Below are 26,602 nucleotides of genomic sequence, written 5' to 3' on the forward strand. Positions count from 1 at the left end.
TCCAGCGCAAGCCGTTTGCACCGGCAAGGCCGACGCTATTACACACGAGGAGCATCTCTATGGACCACCGATTGCCCGTGACCGTTCTCTCCGGCTTTCTGGGCGCAGGCAAGACAACGCTGCTCAACCACATCCTGAACAACCGCGAAGGCCGCAGAGTTGCTGTCATCGTCAACGATATGAGCGAGGTGAACATCGATGCGGCGCTTGTCCGCGACGGTGGTGCCGAGCTTTCGCGAACCGATGAGAAGCTTGTGGAGATGAGCAACGGATGTATCTGCTGCACCCTGCGTGAAGATCTGTTGCTGGAGGTGAGCCGTCTCGCGAGGGAAGGCCGCTTCGACCAGCTCGTGATCGAATCGACCGGCATTTCCGAGCCGTTGCCGGTTGCGGAAACCTTTACGTTTGCCGACGAAGACGGCAAAAGCCTGGCCGATGTCGCGCGGCTCGACACGATGGTGACCGTCGTCGACGCATGCAATTTTCTGCGTGACTACAGCTCGCGGGATAGCCTCGAATCGCGCGGAGAATCTTTGGGCGCGGAGGACAACAGGACCGTTGTCGATCTGCTGATCGAACAGGTCGAGTTTTGCGACGTGATCGTGCTGAACAAGGTGGATCTGGTCAAAGTGGCGGACCTTGAACGGCTCACGGCGATTTTGCGCAGCCTCAACCCGCGGGCGAAAATCGAAATGTCGACGTTCGGTCGTGTCGCGCTCGATCGGGTACTGGATACCCAGCTGTTCGACTTCGAGGAAGCCGCCAGAGCACCTGGCTGGCTGAAGGAACTGCGCGGCGAACATACGCCGGAAACCGAAGAGTATGGAATCCGCAGCTTCGTATGGCGCGCGCGCAGGCCGATGAATCCGGAGCGGTTCTGGAATCTGATCAACAGCGAATGGCCGGGCGTGGTCCGCTCCAAGGGATTCTTCTGGCTTGCAAGCCGTCCCTCTCATGCCGGTTCCTGGTCGCAGGCGGGCGCGGTTTGCCGCCATGGTTTAGCGGGACGCTGGTGGGCCGCCGTACCGAAAGCGGACTGGCCGACGGACGCCGAATCGCTTGCCTTCATCAATGCGAACTGGACGCCCGAGGTCGGCGATGCGAGACAGGAACTGGTACTGATCGGTATCGATATCGACGAACCCGGCATGCGCCAACGGCTTGACGCCTGTCTGCTCACGGACGCGGAGATGGCCGATGGACCTCAAGCATGGATCGGGTATGCGGACCCGTTTCCGGAGTGGGGCGTTCGCGTGCCGGAGACAGTTTGACCTGCGAAGCGAAAATCTATTACGGCACGGCGTCGACCACAACCCGGTACAATCCACCCGCCATGTCCGGAAGCTGGTGCAAATCCAGCGCGGTCGCGCCACTGTGATCGGCCTTCGCGCCGAAAGTCAGACCTGGTCATCGGCTCATTCCAACCGTACTTGCGGGGCGCGAAACCCCAGGAGAAATCAGCATGACTGCACTGGTCAGCGTGCGGCGCACAGGTGCCCGCCATTCATCGTTCGGCCATTCCCGCGCGTGTCGGGCAACGTCGATCACCACGTCTGAACGCACGTCGATCCGCTAGCCGCCGACGTTTTCCGCTCTCCGGGTTTGCCGCCCGCATCGCATCGATGCGGGCGCACGCGCGCCCGTCGCGAGCGCGCCACATCACAATAACGAATCACAAAAAAATGGACGCATCCGCACCGCTTTTCCGCGCGCGGCGCTTCGCCCTGCGTAGCGCTATCGCCTGCACCTGGCTCGTCAACACGACGCCGGTTTTCGCCGATACCAGCAGCACCTCGCCCGCCACCGATTCATCTCCGCAGACGGCCACCTTGCCCGCCGTGCGTGTCACCGGCACCGCCGGGAACAACGCAAACTCGAACGTTCCGGACCTCACGACGCCGCTCACGACGGGCAGCCGCCTGGGCCTCTCGAGTCTCGATACGGCTGCAAGCGTTGAAGCGATCGGCAGCACGCAACTGACCGAGCGCGGCGACAACAACGTGACGCAAGCCGTCACGCGGGCCGCCGGTTTCGCGACCGACGCGGCACCGGGCAACGGCGGCACGTCGCTGTCCGTGCGCGGCTTCAGCGGTCCCGAATCGGTCACGACGCTCTACGACGGCGTGCGCATGTACGCGGGCGCGGGCACCGTGTCGTTTCCCTTTGATACGTGGTCGGCCGAACGCATCGAAGTGTTGCGCGGACCGGCCTCGGTGCTTTACGGAGAAGGCGGTATCGGCGGTGTCATCAATATCGTGCCGAAGGCGCCGCAGCGCGACTACGCGACGACAATCGAGCTCGGCGCCGGCACTTACGGCAAGAAGCGCGTCGCGCTCGACACCACGGGCGCGCTGGGTCCGATGCTCTCGTACCGCTTCTATATCGCCGACGACCGCGACAACGGCTGGCTGCCGCGCGGCGATTCGCACACGACGGCGCTCGGCGGCGCGTTGCGTCTCGACGTGAATCCGCGCCTGTCGTTCACGCTCGATTACGACTACGGCCGCCAGCTTCCCGCGCGCTACTTCGGCGTGCCCGTTATGGACGGCGCACTCGATCCCGCACTGGCACGCCAGAACTACAACGTCGGCAACGCGTCGATCTCGTACTACGACCAGTGGACGCGCCTCTCCGCCCGATGGAATGCCGCGCCCGGCATCACGCTGCGCAATCAGTTTTACTATCTGCTGACCAACCGCCACTGGCACGACAGCGAAAGCTACGAGCTGCTCGGCGACGGCAACGTGCTGCGCTCCGACTACATCGAAATCCTGCACCGCGAACAGCAGGTTGGCGATTCGCTCGACGCGACCTTCGATGGCCGGCTGCTCGGACGTCAGAACCGGCTCGTCGTCGGCGCGGACTTCAATGTGATTTCGTTCCTCGATACGAGCAACTCGCCGTATGACGGCGCCTCGATCGTGCCGGCATTCGGCTTCGATCCGGGCGTGTTCGCCAGCCCCGACCCGACCGTGCCGCAGTTCCAGACCACGACGCACCAGGCGTCCGTTTTCGCGGAAAACCGGCTCGAACTGACGGATCGGCTCGCGTGGGTCTCCGGCCTGCGCTACGACCATCTCGACTACCACCGCGATACCTTCGCGACGGTCAACGGACCGGCCTCGTCGTTTGACCGGACCTTTGCGCATACCGGCTGGCGCACGGGGCTGGTGTTCTCGCTGACACCCGATTTCTCGGTCTATGCGCAGTACACGACGGGCGCCGACGGCGTGGGCTCGCTCGTCACGCTCTCGAAGTCGAGCAGTCAGTTTTCGCTCGCAAGCGGCACGCAGTGGGAAGCCGGCGTCAAGCAGCAGTTACTGGACGGACGCGCGTGGTGGACGCTCGCGTTCTACCAGATCGTCAAGCACGACCTGCTCAGCACCGATCCGTCGAATCCCGATCTCACGCAGCAGGTCGGCAAGCAGTCGTCGCGCGGCGTCGAGTGGACCGGCGCGCTGCAACTGGGCGGCGGGGTGTCGGTCAACGCAAACGCCTCGCTGCTGCGCGCGCGTTACGACGACTTCAACGAGGACGTGAATGGCCAGAGCCTCTCGCGCTCGGGCAACGTGCCGTACAACATTCCCGAGCAGACCGCGAACCTGTGGCTCGACTGGGCGTTCGCGCCGGGCTGGCGCGCTGGCGCGGGCCTGCACTACGTGGGCCGCCGTTATGGCGACAACGCGAATACCGCGCCGATTCCGAGCTACACGTTGTTCGACGCCTCGGCGTCGTGGCGCGCCACGCGCAACCTTACGCTGGCGCTCTATCTGCGCAATCTCACGAACCGCACGTATGTGGTCACGACGCAGAACGACGGTGGCGAGTGGCTGCTCGGCGCGCCGCGTTCGGGCTGGGTCACGGCGACGCTGAACTTCTAGAGTCGCGAACCATGTCGTCATTGAGTATCGACGGACTCGAGTGGTCGCCGCGCGACGGCGATGCCGCGAGGCGCGAGCATGCGCTGCTGCGCTCGATTGTCCTCGACGTCAGGCCCGGCGAATTCGTCGGACTGATCGGGCCGAACGGCAGCGGCAAGACGAGCCTGCTGCGCTGTGCGTTTCGTTACGCGAAGCCGCAGCGCGGCACGGTCACGTTCGACGGCGAGGATGTCTGGGCGCACCCGGCACGCTGGAGCGCGCAGCGCATCGCGGTGCTGCTGCAGGATGCGCCCGACGACTTCGGCTTGAGCGTGGAGGAGGTCGTCGCGATGGGACGCATGCCGCACAAGCGCGCGCTCGAAGGCGAAACGCCGGACGACCGCGCCCGGATAGCGCGTGCGCTTGACGACGTCGGTCTTGCCGATCTGCGCGCGCGGCCGTTCGCGACGCTCTCGGGCGGCGAGCGCCAACGCGCGCTGCTTGCGCGCGCGCTCGTGCAGCAGCCGGCCGTGCTGATGCTCGACGAGCCGACCAATCATCTCGATCCGCGCCATCAGCTTGAACTGCTCGCGCTGGTGAAGCGCCAGCGGATCGCGACGCTCGCGACGATTCACGACCTCAATCTTGCCGCCGCGTTCTGCGACCGGCTGTTCGTCATCCATGCGGGCGAGATCGTCGCGTACGGCACCCCCGAAACCGTGCTCACCGAGACACTGCTCAGGCGCGTTTATGGCATTGACGCACTCGTCGATCGCCACCCCATCAATCACTGTCCGCGCATTACCCTGATTGCGGCGCATACGGGATCGCAACGATGAAAACGACACGACTGCGCGCCGTGCTTGGCGCATGGCTGTTCGCGGGCGCGAGTGCTGCGGCGCATGGGGGCCACTATCCGGTGACCGTGCATAGCTGCAACCGCGACGTCACCTTCACCAGAGCGCCAACGCGCGCGGTGAGCAACGACGTCAATCTCACGGAGATGCTGCTCGCGCTCGGCGTGCGATCGCATATGGCGGGTTATACGGGCATCAGCGGCTGGAAGAGCGCCGATGCCGCGTTTGCGGGAGAACTGAACGGCCTGCCCGAACTCGCGCAACGTTATCCGTCGCTCGAAACGCTCGTGGCCGCGCAGGCCGACCTCTATGTCGCGGGCTGGAATTACGGCATGCGCGTGGGCGGCCCGATTACGCCCGCGACGCTCGCGCCATTCGGCATTGCGACCTACGAACTCTCCGAATCGTGCGGGCATGTGATGCCACGTCCCGCCGCCTCGCTCGACGACGTCTACAACGATCTGCGCAATCTCGGCGCGATCTTCGATGCCGATGCGCAGGCCCAAAGCGTGATCGCGTCCATGCAGACACGCATCGCCGATGTCGCTCGCGCGTTGAACGGAACGCATGATCGCCCGCGCGTGTTCGTCTACGACAGCGGCGAGGACAAGCCCTTTACCGCCGGCAAGCTCGCGATGCCGACCGCGTTGATTCGCGCGGCAGGCGGACGCAATGTGATGGACGACGTGGCCCAGAGCTGGGCGCAGGTGAGCTGGGAAAGCGTGGTGGCGCGCGATCCGCAAGTGATCGTGATCGTCGACTATGGCGCGGTGACGGCGGCCCAGAAAGAGGCGTTCCTGCTTGCGTCGCCCGCGCTCGCGAACGTCGCGGCGATTCGCGAGCGGCGTTTTATCGTGGTGCCCTATGACGCGGCCACGCCCGGCGTGCGGAACGCGGAAGCGATCGGGACGATCGCGCGCGGTTTGCATCCCGAAGCCTTTGCGCGGCCGCCGCGCGTTTCACGATGAGCGCGACAGGCCGACGCGCGCGCGTGCTGCCGTTCGCGTTGCTCGCGATCGTGCTGGCGGTGTCGATCGTGCTCGCGGTCGGCCTCGGCTCAACACGCATCGCGGCGGGCGACGTCATGCGCACGATCGCCGCACATGCTGTTGGCCGCACGCATCCGGCCGACATGAACGACGCCATCGTCTGGATGATCCGCGTGCCGCGTGTGCTGCTCGGCGCATTGGTCGGCGCGGCGCTCGCGGTCGCGGGGGCGGTCTTGCAGGCCGCGACCTCGAACCGGCTTGCGGATCCGCATCTGCTCGGCGTGAGCGCGGGTGCGAGCGTCGGTGCGGTGGCGGCGACGTTGTGGATCGGGGCGGCGTGGGGCGTGCTGACACTGCCGGTTTGCGCCTTCGCCGGCGCGCTCGCGGCAACGGCGCTCGTGATCGCATGCGGCGCGCGCGGCGGGCGAGTCGATGCGCAGCGCTTGCTGCTCGCCGGCGTCGCGATCTCGTTCGTGCTGATGGCCCTCGCGAATCTGCTGCTTTATCTCGGCGATCAACGCGCTGCCTCGTCGGTACTGTTCTGGATGCTCGGCGGGCTCGGGCTTGCGCGCTGGAACCTGCTTGACGTACCGGCGGCGCTCGTCGGCATCAGCCTGATTTTGCTGATCGGCCGCCGCCGCGAACTCGATGCGCTGATGAGCGGCGACGTCGTTGCCGTTACGCTCGGCGTGAACGTGACCCGCCTGCGCCGGGAATTGTTCGTCGTGTGCTCGCTCCTCACGGCGGGGATGGTCGCGGTGAGCGGCGCGATCGGCTTCGTCGGCCTCGTGGCGCCGCATGCGGCGCGCCGGCTGGTCGGCGCAGGGCACGCGCGGCTCTTGCCGACGTCGGCCCTCGTGGGCGCGATCATGCTGGTTTGGGCCGACGTGGCGGCGCGTACGCTGATCTCGCCTGACGATCTGCCTATCGGTGTGGTGACGGGTTTGTTCGGGGGCATCTTCTTCGTGTGGTTAGTGCGTAGTCCGCATTGAGTCGAGAGGGTGGGCTTGTTGTACGGTCTATGCGCTCCACGCATAAATTAATTCCCTAAATGAATTTGCGCGGCCACGCAGATCACGGTCGAATGTCGGGTTCCGGGCGCCGGGGTGCGCCAACGCGGTGAAGCACGCCGCGTATCCGTCTTTCTTCAGAAGAGTAAAAGGAGCCAAAATGAAAACCACGCTTGCAGCCCTGACGCTTGCGTTGCTCGCCGTCTCGTCCGGCAGCGCGATCGCCAAGGACTGGTCGACCATGCGATTCGGCGTCGACGCGAGCTATCCGCCGTTCGAATCGAAGGCCGCCGATGGCAAGCTCGTCGGTTTCGATATCGACCTCGGCAATGAAATCTGCCGTCGTCTGAACGCGAAATGCGTGTGGGTCGAAAACTCGTTCGACGGCATGATCCCGGGGTTGAAGGGGCGTAAATTCGACGGCGTGCTGTCGACCATGTCGATGACGCCCGCGCGTCAGGCGCAGATCGCGTTCTCATCGAAGGTGTTCCGCATTCCGACGCGTCTCGTCGCGAAGAAGGACTCATCGATCGTGCCGACGCCGGAAGCGCTGAAGGGCAAGCGCATCGGCGTCGAACAGGGCTCGATCCAGGAGACCTATGCGAAGACGTATTGGGAACCCGCCGGTGCCGTGATCGTGCCTTATCAGGACCAGGACCTCGTGTACTCGGACTTGCTCGCCGGGCGCATCGACGCGTCGTTGCAGAACGCGGTGCAAGCCGAAATCGGCTTCCTGCGTACGCCGCGCGGCAAGGACTTTGCATTTGCCGGCAATCCGCTTTACGACGCGAAAACGCTCGGCAGCGGAACGGCAATTGGCTTGCGTAAGGAAGATACCGACCTGAAGGAAAAAATCGACAAGGCGATCGCCGATATTCGCGCCGATGGCACGTACGACCGGATCGCGAAGAAGTATTTCGATTTCGACGTGTACGGCCAGTAATCTCGCCGTAGCAACCACGCGCTGTCGATACGGCGCGAAAACATCGCGGGGTCTTGCCTTCACGGGCAAGACCCCGCAGTGCTTATGGCGGACGGCGCACGCATTACCCCCAGCGTATGCCGCTCGAAGCCTCGTATAGGAACGCGTAGCCACGCTACCCATACCGGTCGCGCTTCTCCACCTGGCGCTGCCGCCGCCCGCCATCTACACTGGTTTCATACCCGTCCCGAAACCGGATGCACTGAAGGTTGGGGAGCCTCGACATGAACGGCTATCAGATCACCTTCTTTACCCAGCAGGCGCGCAGCCATCATGGCAAACCGCTCGCCGACTGGCTCGTGCATCTGGCGGGCGAACTCGGTCTGCGCGGTGCGACCGTGATTCCGGCCTGCGAGGGTGTCGGGCAGCATCACCGGATTCATTCCGCGCACTTCTTCGAGCTCGCGGATCAGCCGCTGTCCGTCGTGATGGCGGTCACGGCCGATGAAGCCGGGCGGTTGTTCGAGCGGCTTCGCGCCGAGGGGCTGCATCTGTTCTATGTGAAGACGGCGGTCGAATTCGGCGTCGTCGGCGAGGACGATGAGGGCGATAGGAGCATGCCGAAAACCTGATGCACGCCTGTGCGCCTACGCGACGAAATCGGCCGCCATGTCCGCGTCGGTGCGCGCTTCGAGCCGGCCGCTGCGGCAGGCGGCGCGGAATACCTCGTAGTCTTTCTCCACCTGATCCGCGTAGGCGCGCGAATAAGCGACGAGTGCTTCGGACATCTGATCGCCATTGCCGAGATAGGCCGCGACTTCGGTTGCGAGTCCGCCCGCTTTCGCGTGAGCGCGCGCGAGCACCCAGCCGCACATGCCCGCGTATTGGCGGAACGTGTCTTTCGCAAACAGTTCGAGCGTGGCCGAAATCTTCATGTCGCGTAACTGGCGGCCGTAGATCGCGCGCCCGAACGGGCCGGTGGTCCAGCCGAGGAACGGATCGCTCGCGCCCTGCATGAGCCGTTGTCCATCGACGACGCGCTGGCCCTGATGCTTCGGCCCCGGCGCCTTGAAGTAGCGCGTCACGACCGAGGTGGACGCTTCCTTGAACTGGATGAAGAGCGGCTTCTCGTGCTGATCGACCATCAGCAGGATCAGGCAGCGCGTGCCCACGCTGCCGACGCCGACGACCTTGAACGCCATGTCGTGCATCGAGAAGTGATCGAGCAGCGTGCGCCGCACCGTGCCGAGCGATTTCAGGTAGTGCTTGTAGATCGGCGCCATCAACGTGCGCCAGTCGCCGAGGCCGAGCCAGTCGTCCTCGTGCGTGAAAAGCGTACTCTTGCCGTGCACGTGGAACACGGTCGGCGGCACGTCGCGAATCTGCCAGATGTCGTCGCGGCGGTTCGCGAGCTTCGGCAGGATCGTTTCATGCGTGCGGCGCGATGCTCTGGCGATGCTGTTGCGGATGCGTTGCCGCGCATCCTCGGTCGGCGAGATTTCCTCGAGACGCGCGAACGTGATGAGCTCGTACCACAGTTCGAGCGGACTCATGTCCGAGTAGCGTGCGGTCCAGTGCTGATAGCTTTGCACGCAATGCGCGACGACTTCGTCGGCGAGCTTGTCGCCGTGGCCGAGATGGCGGACGGCGATATAGAGGCTCGCCGCGAGACGCTTCAGGTCCCACTCCCACGGACCGACGGCGGTTTCGTCGAAGTCGTTGATGTCGAACACGAGCGCGCGCTCGGGTGTCGCGAAGCCGCCGAAATTCATCAGGTGGCAGTCGCCGCAAATCTGGAAATGAAAGCCGCTGTTCGCGGTCGCCGCGAGATCATGCGCCTGGATGATCGCGCTGCCGCGATAGAACGTGAACGGCGATTCGAGCATGCGTCCGTAGCGCAGCGGCACGAGAGCTTCGACGCGGCCTCGGCTGCTTTCGCGCAGCAGGCGGACCGGATCGCGATCGACCTTGCCGATCCCGGCGTGGGCGCTGCGTGGGGCGTTCTTGCGTGCGTTGCGGCCGGTCGCGCTACGCTGCGCGAGCGATTCGAATGGCGTCATCGTTGGCCCTTGGAAATGCAGCGTTATTCAGTTCGTGTGCACACGACGAAAACCTTGCCTGCACGCCAGCCGCCGAGTTTACCAAACCGTTGCAAAGTCGCTCGGCGCGGTACATGAAGGCAGCAGCGACGTGCCTCTAACCTGTTGGGACTCTAGCGTGTCCGCGCCGTTATTTCCATAGAGGACTGCTCTTGCACATGTACCGGCTTGCGGTGGCCGGCACATGCGCCGGGCGGTTATGCCGAGAGCTTCTGCATTTCCGCGAACAGATCGGCCTTGCCTTCGAAGCCGATGCCGGGCAACTCGGGCATCGTGATGTAGCCGTTCTCGACCTTCACGCCGTCGGGGAAGCCGCCATACGGCTGGAACAGATCGGGATACGACTCGTTGCCGCCGAGGCCGAGACCCGCCGCGATGTTGAGCGACATCTGGTGGCCGCCGTGCGGGATGCAGCGGCTCGCGGACCAGCCATGCTGATGCAGCATCTCGAGCGTGCGCAGATATTCGACGAGGCCATAGCTCAGCGCACAGTCGAATTGCAGCCAGTCGCGATCGGCACGCATGCCGCCGTAGCGAATCAGGTTGCGCGCGTCCTGCATCGAAAACAGGTTCTCGCCGGTCGCCATCGGTTTGTCGTAGTAGTTGCGCAGCGTCGCCTGCAATTCGAAGTCGAGCGGATCGCCGGCTTCCTCGTACCAGAACAGATCGTATTGCGAGAGCGCCTTGGCGTATTGAATCGCCGTGTCGAGATCGAAGCGGCCGTTTGCGTCGACGGCGAGTTTCTGGCCGTCTTGCAGTACGCTCAGGATGGAGTCGATACGGCGCAGGTCTTCGTCGAGCGACGCGCCGCCGATCTTCTTCTTCACGACCGTATAGCCACGGTCGATATAACTGCGCATTTCGTCCTTCAGCTTGCTGTGGTCCTGGCCCGGATAGTAGTAGCCGCCCGCGGCGTAGACGAACACCTTGCGATCGGGCTGGCCGTTGCCGTAGCGGTCGGCGAGCAGCTGGAACAGGGGCTTGCCTGCGATCTTCGCGACCGCGTCCCACACGGCCATGTCGATCGTGCCGATGGCGACTGAGCGCTCGCCGTGACCGCCCGGTTTTTCGTTCGTGAACATCGTCGCCCAGACACGGTGCGGGTCGAGATTGTCGCCGGCATCGTTGACGAGCGTCGCCGGATCGGCGTCGAGCACGCGCGGAATGAAGCGCTCGCGCATCAGCTTGCCTTGGCCGTAGCGGCCGTTCGAGTTGAAGCCGTAACCGATGACGGGCTTGCCGTCGCGGATCACGTCCGTGACCACGGCGACGAGACTCAGCGTCATCTTGCTGAAGTCGATGTAGGCGTTGCGGATCGAGGAGCTGATCGGAACGGTCTTTTCGCGGATTTCTACGATTTTCATGGATGTCTCCAGATGGCACGGCCAGTGTTCGGAATGACTGGCGGTTCAAGGCGCTAGATTAGGCGTTGGAATCGGTACTATGATTCACCTGAATTCACTTCTTTATTAACCTGTGGTGAAAAACGACCTGACCTCGTACCTCGAGTTTTTCGTCCTGCTCGGGCGCTACGGCAACCTGTCGGCCGCCGCGCGCGATCTCGACATTACGCCGCCGGCGGCGACCAAGCGCCTCGCGCAACTCGAAGCGCGGCTCGGCGTGCGGCTCGTGAATCGCACCACGCGCAGTGTCAGTCTGACCGCCGAGGGCGAGACTTTCCTGCACTACGCGACGCGGATTCTCGCCGAAGTCAGGGAGATGGAAGACATCGTATCGTCGAGCCGTTCGGTGCCGCGCGGCTTGTTGCGCGTGAACGCGACGCTCGGCTTCGGCCGCACGACGATTGCGCCGTTCGTGTCCGAGTTCGCGAAGCGCTATCCGCATGTCGAGGTGCAACTGGACGTGACCGACAGGCCGATCGATCTTGTCGAAAGCGGAGTCGATCTCGCGATTCGCTTCGGCGAATTGCCGGACAAGCGACTCAACGCGCGCCGCATCATGGCGAACCGGCGCTTTCTATGCGCGTCGCCGCGTTATCTCGAGTTGCACGGCACGCCCGAAAGCCTGGCCGATCTTGCGAGCCATCAGTGCATCGTCCATCGGCAGAACGACGATGCCTACGGCATCTGGCGTCTCGAACGCAACGGCGAGCCGCACTCGGTGAAGGTGCGCGGCGTGCTGTCGAGCAACGACGGCGACATCGTGCTGAGCTGGGCGCTCGATGGTCACGGCATTCTGCTGCGCTCCGAGTGGGACCTTGCGAAATACCTCGAAAGCGGCCGCTTGCGCGTGGTGCTGCCCGAGTTCGTGCAGCCGTCGGCCGACCTGTTCGTCTATTACCCGAACCGGCGCAATCAGTCGGCGCGTGCCCGCGCTTTTATCGACTTTCTGGCGGAGCGGTTTGGGCGGCATGGGGCGTAGATTTTGACGGCGGGGGCGAAGAGGTGCCGCGGCACGCGGGCTGCATCGCTGCCGTTTGGGCGTTGTCGCGTTTCGGGTGAGATTCGAACGGCGTTCGGGCGGATCTCGAACACGTCGGCCCGTTCAGCGGGCAATCGTCTTGAAGACCCGATTCTTGTCGAGCAGGACGGGATCGAGCGTTTTGTCTTCGTTCTCCGCCGATCCATCCGTTCTGCTTTCTTCTAGAGCCGGGCCGGTATAGCGTCCTCGCGGCCGGATGACTTTGCCTACCCTGAGCTGCTCGATGCAATGCGCGAGCAGTCCGACGCTGCGGGCGGTTGCAAACAGACCGAATGCGGCGTCGCGCGGAAGCTGAAATTGCGTGGCCAACGTCGCGAGCGCGACGTCGATAGTCGGTTGCAGACCCGTGAGCGTCACGACCTTGTCGATGAACGACGCCAGTTCCTTGGGCGGATCGAGCCGATCCAGCAAGGCACGCGCTCGCGGGTCGCCGTCCGGATAAAGATGGTGCCCGAAGCCGGGAATCGGGATCGCGGATTGCAGATGGTGGCTGACAACGTGCTCGGCGCCCAGTCTTTCGACGTCGTCGAAGACCGCGCGCACGCGCCCCGATGCATCACCATGCAAGGGACCGGAGAACGTGGCGAGCCCGGTCAGCAGGCACCCGGCCAGCGATGCACCGGTAGACGCGGTAATTCTCGCGGCAAACGTGGAACTGGTGATTTCGTGGTCGGCGATCAGTACCAGCGCTCGCCGGATCAGATCGGCCACGGCGGCGTCCTGCCGCCAGCCCAGGGCAAGCCGCTCGTGGGTCCATTGGGCATGGCCGTCGCATTGCGCGCCGAACGCCTGCGCGACAACCGCGACCAGCCGGCCTGTCTCGGCATGCAGCGCACTGTCGGTACGTCCGTGCGTGGAGTGTCCGTTGGCGGCCAGCGCCGCGAGCGACATGAACGCGCATTGTCTGCCGCGCTCGTCGCCTTGCAGCGGGATGCTGGCGGACTCGAAAGAGATGGGTGGCCGCGCGTTCCACAGGATCGCGGCGACTTCTTCGAGCGTCGCCGTCTCCGACAGCCGGATGCTGTCGTGTCCGCGATAGTACGCACGCCCCTTCGAAAAGGTCGTGATACCGCTATAGATGCAAGGCTCGGCACCGAATATCGTCCCGGCAGCGAGTGCTTCGCGCTTGCGCCCGACCTGTTTTTTCCGGCAGAGCCCGAGCACGTCCTCGGCCCGGTAGAGACTCTTTCTCGGATCGAGCGGATCGGGCATGACGGCAATGCTGCCTCGACTGACGTACGCATAGACCGTTTGCGGTTGTACGCCGAGTTGTCGGGCCGCGTCAGTCAGGGTGATCCAGTTGCGCATGAAATGGATGCGTCGCGATGCAGTGGATGAGAGGGAAGACCGCACGATAGTAATCGCACATGGCGCGCCGTCGCTATCGATGCGGTTTCGATATTGACCGCTTTTCAGGTAAAAGTCATCTCGGCGGGCTTGCGCTCCAGGATTTCGACGAGGATGTTGCCCGGGGCACGCACGAAGCAGGCCCGGACACCGGCCCGAACCGGCTTGATGGGCTCGACGATATCCGCTCCGCAGTGGATCAGATGTTCGAATGCCGCGTCCAGATCATTCACGGTGACGCCAAAATGATCGATGCCTTCTTTCCGGGCTCCCGCGGGCAACTGAACAGCGTGCGCTTGCGTCAGTGCGGTGATGAAGAGATTGATGCTGCCGAGACGAAGATCCACTCTTGCGGGGCGACGTACGATTTCGGCGTTCAGACAGCGGGCAAACCATGCAGCTGTCGCTTCGGCGTCGGTGGAACAGAGCTGGAGATGGTCCCATTTGAATTCAATCATGTCGTTGTACCTGATCTATTTCACCGGATGTTTCTGGATCAAAGTTCGATACGGGAAAGTTTCCCGAGAAAAATCGAATAGGAGAACGTGCCAAGCAGGCAGATGGCACCCATCAGGTTGAGTGCCCAGTAGAAGTGGCCGGTATGGTGCGTGATATAGCCGATCATGAGCGGCGTCGTCACCCCCGCGATGTTTGCCGCGAGACTGGTGATGCTGCTGGTCAGGCCCACGTACTGTCGCGGCGCGATTTCCGAAACCGCGGCCCACGACATCGAGCCGATCCCCTGGGCAAAGAATGCAATCGTCAGGATCGCAATTACCATGGCGTTCGATTCGACAAAGTTCACGAAGACAACGGAGGCACCGAGCAGCGTGCCGATGATAAGCGGCGCCTTTCGGGCCGCGGAAACGGACACGCCGCGCCGGATGAAGAAATCCGACAGCGACCCGGCGACGAGAATGCCTGCCGTTGCACCGAGGAATGGAAGCGCCTGAAATATGCCGACCTTGATCATCGACATATGACGCGCTTCGATCAGATAGGTCATGAACCAGGTCGTGAAGAAAACCAGCAGGGTGTTATTGCAGAATTTCCCGAGGCAGATCGCGAGAATCTGCCGGTAGCGCAGCAACTGGAGCGCCATGCGCCAGTTGAATTTCTCGCGGGCTTTCTGTACCCCTGTCGAGCGTCCTTCGTTGATGTATTGAAGTTCCGCTGCGTTGACGGTCTTGTGCTGATGCGGGTCGCGATAGAGGCGATACCACACGAGGCTGAAGAGAATACCGCATGCGCCCGTGACGAAGAAGACCGAGCGCCAGCCGTAGGTGGTGGAGATCCACAACAGCAGCCCGGTGAAAAGCGGCGTTCCGATGTATTGCCCCATCACGTAGACGCTGGTCGCAAAGCCGCGTTCCTGGGCCGGAAACCACAGTGTCACCGAACGGGCATTGGACGGAAAGGCGGGCGCTTCGAGCGCGCCCATCGTGAGCCGGGAGCCGAGCAGCATGTGATAACCGTTGGCGAGACCCTGTGTCAGCGTAGCGAAGGACCAGCCGACGAGAGAGAGCGCGTAGGCGAGCCGCGAGCCCAATACGTCGGCGAGCAGCCCGCCTGGCAGCAGCGCGAAGGAATAGGCGAGGCCGAAGGCGGCGAACAGCTCGCCCATCTGCATCTTGTCGAGCGACAGACTTTTGGACAGGCCGGGTGCCACAATACCGAGTGCCGATCGGTCGACGTAATTGAGGGTGGTGGCGACGAGCAGCATCGCGAGCACCACGTATCGGACTTTCGACGGTTTGGCCGCGATGACGTAGTCGGACGAATCCTGAATCGACATCGGTTGTTCTCCTACCGCTTTCATCGGTGTCTCCTTAACAGTCGCCTGTTGTTGTCGTTATCTGGCGGGAAGCCGGGTTATCCGCGGCCGACAAAAGGCATGGCAGTCGCCATGATCGTCATGTTCAGCACGTTGGCCTCCAGCGGAAGACTCGCCATCTGCACGACGGCGTCGGCAACGTGCCCGACGTCTATTCTTGCCTCGGGAGCGGTGCTTCCATCGGCTTGCAGGACGCCGCGTTTCATGCGCTCGGTGAGCGGCGTGGCCGCGTTGCCGATGTCGATCTGGCCGCAAGCGATGTGGTAGGCGCGTCCATCGAGAGCCAGCGATTTTGTGATGCCGGTGACGGCGTGTTTCGTCGCCGTATAGGCGATCGTATTGGGGCGAGGAGAATGCGCCGAGATCGATCCGTTGTTGATGATTCTTCCGCCTTGCGGCGTTTGCGTTTTCATCAGACGCCATGCCGCCCGGGCACACAGGAACACGCCGGTCAGATTGGTCGCGACGACATCGCTCCAGAAATCGAGTTCGTATTCTTCGAGAGGAACCGCGCCGGCGTTCCGGCCGGCATTGTTGAAGAGCACGTCCAGGCGGCCGAATTCCTGCGCAATACGGGAGAACGCATGCTCGACGGAAGCTTCGTTGGTGACGTCCGCAGGAAACACCCGCGCCTCGCCGCCCTCGGACCTGATGGCCTCCAGCGTTTCCAGCAGCGGTTCTTCCCGGCGCCCGATCAGCGCGACGGTGAATCCCGCGGCGGCCAGCGCCTGCGCGGCGGCGCGGCCGATGCCTGAGCCGGCGCCCGTGACGGCGGCGAATTTCTTCAGTGCGGACATTGCTCGATGCTCCTCGTCAGTGAAGTGATGACGAAAGAAGAATTGCATTGACACAAAGCGCGAGGCAATCTTGATTCGTTGAATCAACATCCAATGTCTTGACTGGCGGGCCTGACATCAGGGTTTTCCTGAGGTTCGAGAGGTGGACGTGTTGTGCCGGCCGAAACAGGGACGCATGGAGACGCGCTCAAGTTGATTCTTCCAATCAACATTGACCGCCGGGGATCGGTTTTCGTAGCCTAAGCGCACCCATCGATCTCAAGGAACCTCTCATGTCTGAAAACAAACCCCAACTCCTGGTTGCCCGAAGGGTTCCCGCTGCCGTGGCAAGTCGCGCGGTCAATGACTTTCATGCCTTCGTGACCGATGCCGATATGGACTCGTGGTCGGTCGTCGACTTCTGCAAGCAGCACGAGGTGCCGGCTGTTCTCATCGGGAAAAAATCGGGCTTGCAGAAGGAGCACATTGCGGAGTTGCCTGCCAGCGTCAGGATCATTGCGAATGCCAGTGCGGGTGTCGATCATATGAACGTCGCGTTCGCCCGCGAACGCGGAATCGCCGTGACGAACGCACCCGATGCATTGACCGAATGCACCGCCGATTTTTCCATGCTGCTGGTTCTCGCCGCGAGCCGGCGCGCGTCCGAATACGAACGGATCATGCGCCAGGGCTGGGGGAAATCGTTTGGCATGACTGACATGTTGGGAACGCGTGTGCATGGACGGACGCTCGGGATCGTCGGATTCGGCCGTATCGGACGAGCCGTGGCGAGACGCGCGCAAGGATTCGGCATGCGCGTCGTTTATACGGACATCCAGCGTGCGTCGCCGTCGCTGGAGAATGGCGCGACGTTTTACGGCAGTCTCGACGAATTGCTGCCGCACTGCGAGGTACTGACACTGCACGTTCCCGGCAGCGGCACGCCGATCATGACGAAAAAAGAATTCGCCCTGCTGCCGAAGGGAGCGGTTTTCGTCAATGCCGCTCGTGGCGCGCTGGTCGACGAAGAGGCGCTCTACGATGCGTTGACATCGGGACATCTGTTCGGCGCGGGACTCGACGTTTACCGGAACGAGCCCAACGTCGACCCGCGCTTCGCCGGTCTCGATAACGTGTTCCTTTCGCCTCACATGGCGAGTGCGACAGTCGAGACGCGCGACCAGATGGGTTTCACTGCTTTGGACAACATTGCGGCGGTGCTTGATGGGCGGTTCGCATTGAACCCGGTCTGAAGTTCGTTTTCACGGAGAACGCGAAAACGGAGCGCTTGCCGACGGCTGAACCGTCGGCATTGCCGAATGCCGATCCGCTTGCGGCGCTGCGCGGCCGGCGCATCCGGGCATCGCAAGGATGCGCCGGCGTATTGAGCGCGGGCTTAAGGATGCGCGTACGGCGCGTGTGTCAACGCATTGCGCCAATCGGCGACATAGTCCGACATCGGCAACGTCGCAACGGGCCGCGCGCGCGAACGCGGCGGGTCGTATGCCGTGGGCCGGCACGCCAGAAGATAGGCGCCACCGGTCGTCCCTGAGCGGTCTTCGGATACCCACACCGCCTGTGCGGGCCGCAGTGTCGCGAGCAGGGCGGCGAAGTGGGGATTGGCCGTCAACGGGCCTTCGATAACGATCTCTCCGCTGCTATTCAGGCGCGAGAGACAATTGTCGGCGACCAGCGCGGTGTAGAGCGTGGCCAGTGCATAGGATTCCTGTGCGGAAGCCGGTTGCGGTCCGCGAATTTCACCGCGCCGGTCAGGCCAGGGGCCGCCCAGCGGTGCGAAGCTCGGTAGCGCGAGGGTTCGGCGCGCGACGAGCGCGGCGATATCTTCCCAGCGGCAGTCGTTCGCGTGTCCCGCATTGAGTATCAAGAATTCGCGTCCGCCCATGAAGCGGGCGCATGCGACCGGACGGCCCCACGCATCGACGTTGGCCAGCATGTCACGTCGTGGATCGAGTACCGAGAGCGGTGCGCCGATACCCGCTACGAGCGTCCACGTACCCGATGAGATGACGTTCAACGGCGCTTGCGGAACTCGTGCGCCATAGACGTGCTTGACCATCGACGCGTTGCTGTCGTGGATGCCGCACACGACGCGGCAATCGGCGGGCAGGCCGGTGCGCGCGGCCACTTCCGGCCGTAATACGCCGAGGACCGCATCGGCCTCGCGCAGCGGCGGAAAAAGATCCTGCCAGCCCATCTTGCGTACCATCGGCGCGAGTTCGCCGTTCGCCACGTCCCACAGGTCGGTATGACAACCCCACGAGGTGATTTCTCCCGCCGCCACGCCACACAGACGCCACGCCCAGTACTGCGGATAAGGCACGATCGCGCGCGTCCGCGCAAATGCCTCGGGAAACCGCAGCGACTGCCAGTACAGTTGCTTGCCGACATTCAGGCCGCTGGGTAGTGCCGGCGAAAACGTGCGATCGAAATCGTCGCGCAGCGACGCATAGGCGGCGTCGACTTCCTCTATGCCCGTGAATTCGTAGTCGAGCACGGGTAGGGCGAGTTCCGCGTCGCCCAGCAACGCAACGGTGGCGCCGTGGGTCGTCGTAATGATCGAGCCGATCCGGTGCGGCTCGGAAAATCGCGCCAGTTCGCCTAGCAGCCAGTCCCAGATGGTACCGACGTCGAAGTGCGGATAAGGGCCCGCGTTCACGGCATGATTGGCGCGGCGGGCTTCCGCAAGCGAGGTACCGTTCTCGTCGATCAGGCTGAGTTTGAGGTTGGTCTTGCCGATGTCGAACACCGCGACCCTGCCGCCGCCCGGACGGCCTGGCGCGGCGCTCATGATGCCACCGGGTCGGCCTCGACCACGATCACGTCGATGCCTTGGCCTTGCAGCATCTCCACGGTTTCCGCCGCGACGCCGCTGTCGGTGATCAGCATCTTCACGCGCGAGAGCGGGCATACGATGAGTCCGCCACGCCGGCTCGCGAACTTGGAACTGTCGACGAGCACGATGATCTCGTCGGCCTGCTTCATCAGCTTGATCTCGGCGCGCACGAGCAGCGGATCGCTTTCGAGCAGTCCTAACGGCGAGACGGCGGCGGCGCCGATGAACATCTTGCTCGCGTAGTGATTCTGGATCACGTCGTTCTCGAAGGGACTGACGATCACGTTCTGCTCGCGATAAACCTTGCCGCCCGGCAGCAGGATTTCGTTGCGGCTCTGCGTGAGCAACTGCTGGGCCGTGAGGAACGAGTTGGTCAGGATGGTGAGCTGACTCTCGGCGAGGTACTCCGCCATCATGTGCGTGGTGCTTCCGCCATTGATGATGACGGTCTCGCCATCGAGGCACATCTGCGCCGCGCGCCGGGCGATCGCCCGCTTGCGCTCGGGATGCACCGCCGTGCTTTCCCGGAAGTTCGATCCCACCAGTCCACCCGGTTTGTCAGGCGCGATATGCTGCGCGCCGCCGTGCACCTTGACGAGTTGTCCGCTGGTTGCCAGCACCGCGATGTCGCGCCGGATGGTGGCGGCGGACGCGTTGAGCGCGCCCTCGAGTTCGGTGACGGTCACGCTGCCCCGCTCAGCGAGGATTTTCAGCAATTTCTTGCGCCGCGTATGGTTGATCAAGGCCGGTTCTCCATGTTCAGGCGGATTATGTCATTTGCTCACAGAACAATCATCAATTGCCTGATAATGGAAAACCCTCGCTCAAAACAATCAAAAAGTTGATCCGAATTCGATTGAAAAATGAGCGTTTTGTAGACAAACTGCGCTCCATCAATCCACGAAACCCGCGAGACAACGCTTCCATGAAGACCTCTTCCGATCTTGCCGCTTCGACCCCGATCGTCTCCCTGTGGGACGACACGCGGGCTGCATCGATGTCCGAGCCGGAGCTTTTGCTGTATCGCTCCAATCTGCTGGGTAGCGATTTGCGCATCACCAATTTTGGTGGTGGCAATACGTCCGGCAAGATCGACATGCCCGATCCCCTGACCGGGCAGCCGGTGCAGGTCCTGTGGGTCAAGGGATCGGGCGGCGACGTCGGCAGTATGAAGCTCGACGGCTTTGCCACGCTCTATATGGACAAGCTGCAAGCGCTCAAGTCGCGCTATCGCGGACTCGCTCACGAGGACGAGATGGTGGCGATGGCCTCGCATTGCACCTTCAACCTGAATCCGCGCGCCGCGAGCATCGACACCGCGCTGCATGCGTACATTCCGAAAGCGCACGTCGATCACATGCACCCGGACGCGGTGATCGCAATCGCGGCGAGCGAGAACGGCGAGCAGCTGACGCGCGAGATCTTCCATGGCGAGCTTGCCTGGGTGCCGTGGCAACGTCCCGGCTTCGACCTCGGCGTCCAGCTCGGCAACATCACTCGCGACCATCCGGGACTCAAAGGGCTGATGCTGCAAAACCACGGCCTTTTCACCTGGGGCGACACCTCGAAGGCGTGTTACGAGAACACGGTGCGCGTAATTGCGCAGGCCAATGCGTGGCTCGCCGCGCGCGGCGACAAACCGGCCTTCGGCGGCGCGGTGCAGGCGCCGCTCGACCGCGAGGCGAGGTTGCGCGTGGTCGAGCGGCTCGTTCCGGTTTTGCGCGGCAAGATTAGCGGCGCGGCGGCGGGCGGCCAGTACAAGCAGGGGCATTTCGACGATCGCGCGGAAGTGCTCGAATTCGTGTGCAGCAAGGAACTGGCACCGCTGGCCGCGCTCGGCACATCCTGTCCCGATCATTTTCTGCGCACGAAGATCTATCCGCTGGTGCTGGACTTCGATCCGCAGCGCAACAACCTCGACGAGGTGATCGCGGGCCTCGACGTCGCGCTCGAGCAATACCGCGAGAACTATCGGGACTACTACGAACGCTGCAAGCGTCCGAACAGCCCGGCCATGCGCGACCCGAACGCGGTGATCTACCTGATCCCCGGCGTGGGTATGCTGAGCTTCGCGCGCGACAAGGCCACGGCCCGCATCGCGAGCGAGTTCTACATCAATGCGATCAACGTGATGCGCGAGGCGCAGCGTGTCGACCGCTATGTCGGTCTGCCCGAACAGGAAGCGTTCGACATCGAATACTGGCTGCTCGAAGAGGCCAAGCTGCAACGCATGCCCAAGCCGAAGAGCCTGGCGGGCCGCATCGCATTGGTCACCGGGGCGGCGGGCGGCATCGGCCGGGCGACCGCCGAGCGCTTCTTGCAGGAAGGCGCGTGCGTGCTGCTCGCCGACATCGATGCGAACGCCTTGACCGAAGCCGAGGCAAGCCTGCGCCAGCGTTTCGGCAAGGACATGGTGGCCAGCGCCGTGACCGACGTGACGAACGAGGCGTCGGTGCAGGCATCGATGGCCGCGGCTCTCGCGAGTTTCGGCGGGCTCGACCTGGTGGTGTCGAACGCGGGCATCGCGTCCTCGGCGGCGATTGGCGATACCAGCCTCGAACTCTGGAATCGCAACATGAACATTCTGTCGACCGGTTATTTTCTGGTCGCGCGTGCCGCGTATCGGCTGTTGCGCGAGCAGGGTGTCGGCGGAAGCATCGTATTTGTCGCGAGCAAGAACGGGCTCGTTGCGTCGGCGGGCGCGGCCGCCTATTGCACGGCCAAGGCGTCGGAAATCCATCTGGCGCGTTGTCTCGCGCTGGAAGGCGCCGAGCACGGCATTCGCGTCAACGTCGTGAATCCCGATGCGGTGATACGCGGCTCGAAGATATGGGACGGCAAGTGGAAGGAAGAGCGTGCCGCCACCAACAAGATCGCGACGGACGACATCGAAGACTTCTATCGCAAGCGCAGCATGCTCAAGCTCAGCGTGCTGCCCGAGGACATTGCCGAAGGCGTGTACTTCTTCGCGAGCGATCTGTCGGCCAAGTCGACCGGGAACATCCTCAACGTCGACGCAGGCAACGCTGCCGCCTTTACCCGGTGAATCCGGTGAAATCCGCTGAGATCCACTGAGCCCGCTGAGCCACCGGCTGCCTCACGCACCCCACAGCGGGCGGCAGCGAATCTTTCGGCATCGATCGGGACACCGTATAAAAACGCAACGTGGTGGAGACATGGACAACGATCACTACCTGCTGCATGCCGCGGGTGTGCAGAAATCGTTCAACGGCGTGCCGGCGCTGCGCGACGGCCGGCTCGAACTGCGGCCGGGCACGGTGCACGCATTGTGCGGCGGCAACGGCGCTGGCAAGTCGACGTTTCTGAACATCCTGACCGGCATGCTGAGGCGCGACGGCGGCACGATCAGTTGCAAGGGCAAGCCGGTCAATTTCGAGTCGCCGGCGGACTCCCTGGCGGCCGGCATTGCGATGATCAGCCAGGAGCTGAATCCGTTGCTCGACATGACTGTCGCGGAGAATCTGTTTCTCGGCCGCGAACCGATGAAGCTCGGCGGGCTCGTCGTCGACTACCGCCGCCTCTTCAAACGCGCGGCCGAACTGATGGAGTCGCTCGGTTTCTCGATCGACGTGCGGGCGCCGCTGCGACGCTTGAGTCTCGCCAAGCGCCAGCTTGTCGAAATCGCCAAGGCGATCAGCTACGACAGCGACATTCTGATCATGGACGAGCCGACTTCCGCGATCGGCGAGGCCGAAACGGCGATCCTTTTCGACGCGATCCACCGGCTGACCGCTCGCGGGGTGGGCGTGATCTACGTCTCGCACCGCATGAGCGAGATATTTTCGATCGCCACCGAATACACGATCTTTCGCAACGGCGGCTTTATCGAAGCGGGGAGGCTCGCGGATATCGACGCCGCGCATCTGGTGCATGGGATCGTCGGCGAGCGCGTGACGAAGAGCCAGCGCCCGACCACGCTGCCCGACGCGCCGGTCATGCTCGAAGCGCGCGGCTACGCGCAGCGCAAGCGTTTTACCGGCATCGATCTGCAGGTCAGGCGCGGCGAGATTCTCGGCATTTATGGGCTGATGGGCGCGGGCCGCAGCGAATTTCTCAATGCCGTATTCGGTCTGACGCGGCCCGACGAAGGCACGCTGCTGATCGACGGAAAACCGGTGCGCATCGACAAGCCGGCCGATGCGCTCGGCAACGGCCTCGCGCTTATCACCGAGGATCGCAAGGACACGGGTCTCGTCGGTTGTCGTTCGGTGCGCGAGAACGTTTCTCTCGCGGCGCTGCGCGGCTATTCGAAAGCCGGCTGGATTCGCGCCGAACGCGAACGGCACGCCCTCGCGCAGATGGTCCAGCAATTCTCGATTCGCACCAGCTCCGCTGAAATTCCCGTGCAGCAACTCTCGGGCGGCAACCAGCAGAAAGTCATTCTCGCGCGTTTTCTGCTCACGCAGCCGCGCATTCTGCTGTGCGACGAACCGACTCGCGGTATCGACGAAGGGACCAAGCAGCAGATCTACGAGTTTCTCAACACGTTCGTGGCGGATGGCCGATGCGCGATTGTCGTGTCGTCGGAGCTCGACGAGGTGATGCAGGTCAGCGACCGGATCGCCGTGTTCGCGCGCGGCCGGATCACCGGCACGCTGACACGCGCCGAGGCTTCACATCATGCGTTGACGCATCTCGCGTCGTAGGCGCTGCCTGTTCTCGCACTTATCTGGACTCCACATCATGATGCTTGCACAACGCTCCCTGTCGATGAAGCACCTGTCGCGCTATGGCATCGTCGCGGCCTTTGTCGCGATCTGTATTGCGCTGTCGTCGATGAATCCGTATTTTCTGACCATCAACAATCTGCTGAATATCCTGCAGCAGGTGTCGATCAACGGTCTGCTCGCCATCGGCATGACCTTCGTGATTCTCGCCGGGGGAATCGATCTGTCGGTCGGTTCGGTGCTCGCGTTTGCCGGCATGGTTGCGGCGAGCGTCGTCGCGGGCGATGCACCGCACGCTCCGTTCCTCGCAGTTGTTGCGGGCGTCGCGGTCGGCGTGGCGTCCGGCGCGCTCAACGGTCTGGTGATTGCCCGCTTTCGCGTGCCGGCTTTCGTCGTCACGCTCGGCATGCTCAGCATCGCTCGCGGTGCGACCCAGATCTACAACGACGGCATGCCGATCTCCGGCCTGTCCGATGCGTTTCTGCTGATTGGCCAGGGGAAGGTGGCCGGCGTGCCGATTCCCGTGCTGATCTTCCTGGCCCTGTTCGCCGCCTCGCTCGTCGTGCTGCGCTATTCCCGCTTTGGCCGCTATGTCTATGCGGTCGGCGGCAACGAAAAGAGCGCGCGTGCGAGTGGCGTGCCGACCCGGCTGATCCTGCTGTCCGTGTATGCGATCTGCGGCGGTTGCGCGGGACTCGCCGGCGTGGTGCTCAACGCGCGCACGACTTCGGCGCTGACCCAGGCGGGGGTGGGGTATGAACTCGATGCGATTGCGGCCGTCGTGATCGGCGGCACGAGTCTGTCGGGCGGGATTGGCGGCGTCGCGGGCACGCTGTTTGGCGTACTGATCATTGGTGTCATCAACAACGGACTCGATTTGATGGGCGTGTCTTCGTATTACCAGCAAGTCATCAAGGGCGCGGTCATCGTGTGCGCGGTTCTGCTCGATATCGCCGCGCGCCGGGAAAGCAACTGAGGCCCTGCCTCGCGCAAACTTACAACCAGGAGACGATATGAAATCAGCAAAATGGCTCACGGCAGTTACGCTCGGTGTCGCGTGCGCGGCGGCGTTCGCGCAAAGCGCGCCGGTCAAGACATGGAAAATCGGCGCGGCCGTGTATGGGCAGAGAAACGAGTATGCGCAGCTATGGGTGAATGCGCTGAAGGATCACCCCGCGGTGAAGAGCGGCCTCGTCAATCTGACGGTCTTCGACGGCCGCTACGATCACATGACGCAGGACGGCCAGTTCGATACGATGATTACGCAGAAATACGACGGTGCGCTCTATATTCCGATCGACTCGATTGCCGGCGGCAATGTGGTGCGCAAGGCCGCTGCCGCGGGTCTGCCGGTCGTCGGATCGAACGGCCCGGTCAAGAGCGATCAACTGGTTTCGTATATCGGCTCGAACGACGTGCTCGGCGGCGAGCTCGAAGCGGGCGCGGTCGTGAAGAAACTCGGCGGCAAAGGCAACGTCGTGATTCTCGAAGGTCCGGTCGGACAAATGGGCGCGATGCAGCGCGGTGAAGGCATCGACAAGGTGCTCAAGCAGAACCCGGGCATCAAGGTGCTGGAGCGCAAGACCGCCAACTGGTCGCGTGCCGAAGCGTTGACGTTGATGCAGAACTGGATCACGGCTCATCCCGGGCAGATCAATGGCGTGATTGCCGAAAACGACGAAATGGCGCTCGGCGCGATTGCCGCGTTGAAGGCCGCGAATATCGATCCGAAGACGGTCCCCATTGCCGGCATCGACGGCGTGACCGATGCGATCAAGGCCATCGCCCGCGGCGAGATGGTGCTGACCGAGCGGCAGGACGCCAAGGCGCAGGCGCAAGGCGCGCTCGATATCATGCTGCGTCACGAGATCGGGCCGAGCTACAAGCCGCAGTCGACGATCTGGCAGCAGTACGCGAGTACCATGCCGTGGGGCGACGGTACCGCGAAACTGTACGCGGTGCCCTGGACCGAAGTGACGAAAGCGAACGCTGCGCAGTTCGAGACGGCGCGTTAGGAAAGCGTGATGCGTTGGCCGGGGTGCGGAGGGTTTGTCCGCCGGGTTTATCTACGGATTGATCTGCGGGTTTGTTTCTGCTCCGGCCAGTTTTTCCCCGTACTCCGTATCTAGAAAGGTTGTGTTGTCATGCCCGGATCTTTTCAGCAAGCGTTCGACTTTAGCCATAAGGTCGTTCTGATTACCGGCGGTGCCTCGGGTATCGGCCTTGCCATTGCCACCCAGTTCGTGGCCCAGGGCGCGCGCGTCGCGCTGGTCGACATCAGCGACGAGGTCGAACGCGTTGCGGCGTCGTTCGGCAACGGCAGTGCCGGATGGTGTGGCGACGTCAGCGACGAAGCGCGCACGCAAGCTATCGTGGCGGACGTTATTGCCCGTTTCGGACGCATCGACGTACTCGTCAACAACGCGGGCATCGGCTTGATCGAGAAAGCCGAGGACATGAGCGCGGCGCTCTGGGATCAGACTATGGCGATCAATCTCAGGGGCCCTTTTCTCTACACGCGCGAGGTCGGGCGGCATATGCTGGAGCGGGGCGCGGGCCGCATCGTCAACATGGCGTCGCAGGCGGCGCTCGTGGGGCTCGACAAGCATCTGGCCTACAGTGCCAGCAAAGCAGCGCTACTCGGCATGACCCGCGTGCTGGCCGGCGAATGGGGGCCGCGCGGCATTACCGTCAACGCGATTTCACCGACCGTCGTCGAAACGGAACTCGGGCGGCGCGCATGGGCCGGCGAAGTCGGCGCGCAGTTCAAGCGCAAGATTCCGTCGGGCCGCTTCGCGCAACCCGATGAAATTGCGTTCGCCGCGCTCTATCTCGCAAGCGATGCTGCGGCCATGATCAATGGAGAAAACCTTGTGGTCGATGGCGGTTATACGACGCAATAGGGTGTTTTCAGGCGGCTTGCA

General features: G+C 63.3%; 22 protein-coding genes and 1 riboswitch. Of the genes, 14 read left to right on the top strand and 8 right to left on the bottom strand.

Annotated elements, in window-relative coordinates; translation table 11 throughout:
* Window positions 1-59: 59 nt before the first annotated feature.
* The 7 genes from zigA (at window position 60) to GXB81_RS01490 (ending at window position 8,270) form a co-directional block, all read left to right on the top strand.
* Window positions 60-1,271: a zinc metallochaperone GTPase ZigA gene (gene zigA / locus GXB81_RS01460; RefSeq protein ID WP_167037346.1), complete on the top strand. Its 1,212-nt coding sequence runs from the start codon at window positions 60-62 to the stop codon at window positions 1,269-1,271.
* Window positions 1,272-1,339: 68 nt separating this feature from the next.
* Window positions 1,340-1,403, top strand: a riboswitch (cobalamin riboswitch).
* 279 nt (window positions 1,404-1,682) lie between these two features.
* On the top strand, window positions 1,683-3,881 hold the full coding sequence (locus GXB81_RS01465; RefSeq protein WP_240158685.1) for a TonB-dependent receptor: 2,199 nt from the start codon (window positions 1,683-1,685) through the stop codon (window positions 3,879-3,881).
* 11 nt (window positions 3,882-3,892) lie between these two features.
* The gene (locus GXB81_RS01470; RefSeq protein ID WP_167037340.1) at window positions 3,893-4,699 is read left to right on the top strand and encodes an ABC transporter ATP-binding protein; all 807 of its coding nucleotides are present in this window, start codon (window positions 3,893-3,895) and stop codon (window positions 4,697-4,699) included.
* The gene (locus GXB81_RS01475) at window positions 4,696-5,685 is read left to right on the top strand and encodes an ABC transporter substrate-binding protein (RefSeq protein WP_167037338.1); all 990 of its coding nucleotides are present in this window, start codon (window positions 4,696-4,698) and stop codon (window positions 5,683-5,685) included. The genes GXB81_RS01470 and GXB81_RS01475 overlap by 4 nt, the downstream gene beginning before the upstream one ends.
* Complete coding sequence (locus GXB81_RS01480; protein ID WP_167037336.1) at window positions 5,682-6,698, top strand: iron ABC transporter permease; 1,017 nt, start codon at window positions 5,682-5,684, stop codon at window positions 6,696-6,698. Before GXB81_RS01475 ends, GXB81_RS01480 begins: the two co-directional genes overlap by 4 nt.
* A gap of 178 nt (window positions 6,699-6,876) precedes the next feature.
* The gene (locus GXB81_RS01485) at window positions 6,877-7,659 is read left to right on the top strand and encodes an ABC transporter substrate-binding protein (RefSeq protein WP_167037333.1); all 783 of its coding nucleotides are present in this window, start codon (window positions 6,877-6,879) and stop codon (window positions 7,657-7,659) included.
* Between the two features lie 263 nt (window positions 7,660-7,922).
* Window positions 7,923-8,270 (top strand): DUF190 domain-containing protein, encoded by a 348-nt coding sequence (locus tag GXB81_RS01490; RefSeq protein ID WP_167037331.1) that lies wholly within the window; start codon window positions 7,923-7,925, stop codon window positions 8,268-8,270.
* Window positions 8,271-8,285: 15 nt separating this feature from the next.
* On the opposite strand, the gene GXB81_RS01495 is transcribed toward GXB81_RS01490, so the two are convergent.
* Entirely contained in the window at window positions 8,286-9,698 is a 1,413-nt protein-coding gene (locus tag GXB81_RS01495) for a DUF2252 domain-containing protein (RefSeq protein WP_205988104.1), read from the bottom strand.
* Between the two features lie 236 nt (window positions 9,699-9,934).
* Window positions 9,935-11,101: a mandelate racemase/muconate lactonizing enzyme family protein gene (locus GXB81_RS01500; protein ID WP_167037325.1), complete on the bottom strand. Its 1,167-nt coding sequence runs from the start codon at window positions 11,099-11,101 to the stop codon at window positions 9,935-9,937.
* A 115-nt stretch (window positions 11,102-11,216) separates the two neighbouring features.
* Here GXB81_RS01500 and GXB81_RS01505 point away from each other — a divergent pair, with 115 nt between their 5' ends.
* On the top strand, window positions 11,217-12,119 hold the full coding sequence (locus GXB81_RS01505; RefSeq protein ID WP_167037322.1) for a LysR substrate-binding domain-containing protein: 903 nt from the start codon (window positions 11,217-11,219) through the stop codon (window positions 12,117-12,119).
* 123 nt (window positions 12,120-12,242) lie between these two features.
* Here the strand turns inward: GXB81_RS01505 and GXB81_RS01510 are convergent, their stop codons facing one another.
* The 4 genes from GXB81_RS01510 to GXB81_RS01525 form a co-directional block, all read right to left on the bottom strand.
* Window positions 12,243-13,487, bottom strand: a complete 1,245-nt coding sequence (locus tag GXB81_RS01510; protein WP_205988105.1) for a citrate synthase — start codon at window positions 13,485-13,487, stop codon at window positions 12,243-12,245.
* A gap of 104 nt (window positions 13,488-13,591) precedes the next feature.
* Window positions 13,592-13,984, bottom strand: coding sequence for a VOC family protein (locus tag GXB81_RS01515; protein WP_167037316.1), 393 nt, complete (start codon window positions 13,982-13,984; stop codon window positions 13,592-13,594).
* A 38-nt stretch (window positions 13,985-14,022) separates the two neighbouring features.
* Window positions 14,023-15,345: an MFS transporter gene (locus tag GXB81_RS01520; protein WP_205988106.1), complete on the bottom strand. Its 1,323-nt coding sequence runs from the start codon at window positions 15,343-15,345 to the stop codon at window positions 14,023-14,025.
* Between the two features lie 53 nt (window positions 15,346-15,398).
* The gene (locus GXB81_RS01525; protein WP_167037311.1) at window positions 15,399-16,157 is read right to left on the bottom strand and encodes an SDR family oxidoreductase; all 759 of its coding nucleotides are present in this window, start codon (window positions 16,155-16,157) and stop codon (window positions 15,399-15,401) included.
* 272 nt (window positions 16,158-16,429) lie between these two features.
* Between GXB81_RS01525 and GXB81_RS01530 the strand changes: the two genes are divergently transcribed.
* A complete protein-coding gene (locus GXB81_RS01530) occupies window positions 16,430-17,389 on the top strand; it encodes a D-glycerate dehydrogenase (protein WP_205988107.1) in 960 nt (319 codons plus the stop codon).
* Between the two features lie 143 nt (window positions 17,390-17,532).
* Here the strand turns inward: GXB81_RS01530 and GXB81_RS01535 are convergent, their stop codons facing one another.
* Window positions 17,533-18,945 carry an FGGY family carbohydrate kinase gene (locus GXB81_RS01535; RefSeq protein WP_205988108.1) on the bottom strand — a complete coding sequence of 471 codons (1,413 nt, stop codon included), beginning with the start codon at window positions 18,943-18,945 and terminating at the stop codon, window positions 17,533-17,535.
* Window positions 18,942-19,733: a DeoR/GlpR family DNA-binding transcription regulator gene (locus GXB81_RS01540; protein WP_167037303.1), complete on the bottom strand. Its 792-nt coding sequence runs from the start codon at window positions 19,731-19,733 to the stop codon at window positions 18,942-18,944. The genes GXB81_RS01535 and GXB81_RS01540 overlap by 4 nt, the downstream gene beginning before the upstream one ends.
* Before the next feature lie 182 nt (window positions 19,734-19,915).
* Here GXB81_RS01540 and GXB81_RS01545 point away from each other — a divergent pair, with 182 nt between their 5' ends.
* From GXB81_RS01545 to GXB81_RS01565, 5 genes are all read left to right on the top strand, one after another.
* Window positions 19,916-22,036 (top strand): bifunctional rhamnulose-1-phosphate aldolase/short-chain dehydrogenase, encoded by a 2,121-nt coding sequence (locus GXB81_RS01545; protein WP_205988109.1) that lies wholly within the window; start codon window positions 19,916-19,918, stop codon window positions 22,034-22,036.
* A 130-nt stretch (window positions 22,037-22,166) separates the two neighbouring features.
* Window positions 22,167-23,657 carry a sugar ABC transporter ATP-binding protein gene (locus GXB81_RS01550; RefSeq protein WP_167037297.1) on the top strand — a complete coding sequence of 497 codons (1,491 nt, stop codon included), beginning with the start codon at window positions 22,167-22,169 and terminating at the stop codon, window positions 23,655-23,657.
* A 37-nt stretch (window positions 23,658-23,694) separates the two neighbouring features.
* On the top strand, window positions 23,695-24,654 hold the full coding sequence (locus GXB81_RS01555; RefSeq protein ID WP_167037294.1) for an ABC transporter permease: 960 nt from the start codon (window positions 23,695-23,697) through the stop codon (window positions 24,652-24,654).
* Between the two features lie 37 nt (window positions 24,655-24,691).
* Window positions 24,692-25,693 carry a substrate-binding domain-containing protein gene (locus tag GXB81_RS01560; protein WP_205988110.1) on the top strand — a complete coding sequence of 334 codons (1,002 nt, stop codon included), beginning with the start codon at window positions 24,692-24,694 and terminating at the stop codon, window positions 25,691-25,693.
* 129 nt (window positions 25,694-25,822) lie between these two features.
* A complete protein-coding gene (locus GXB81_RS01565) occupies window positions 25,823-26,581 on the top strand; it encodes an SDR family oxidoreductase (RefSeq protein ID WP_205988111.1) in 759 nt (252 codons plus the stop codon).
* The last annotated feature ends 21 nt before the right edge of the window (window positions 26,582-26,602 follow it).

The organism is Paraburkholderia sp. Ac-20336 (genome assembly GCF_017105025.1).
Lineage (GTDB): Bacteria > Pseudomonadota > Gammaproteobacteria > Burkholderiales > Burkholderiaceae > Paraburkholderia.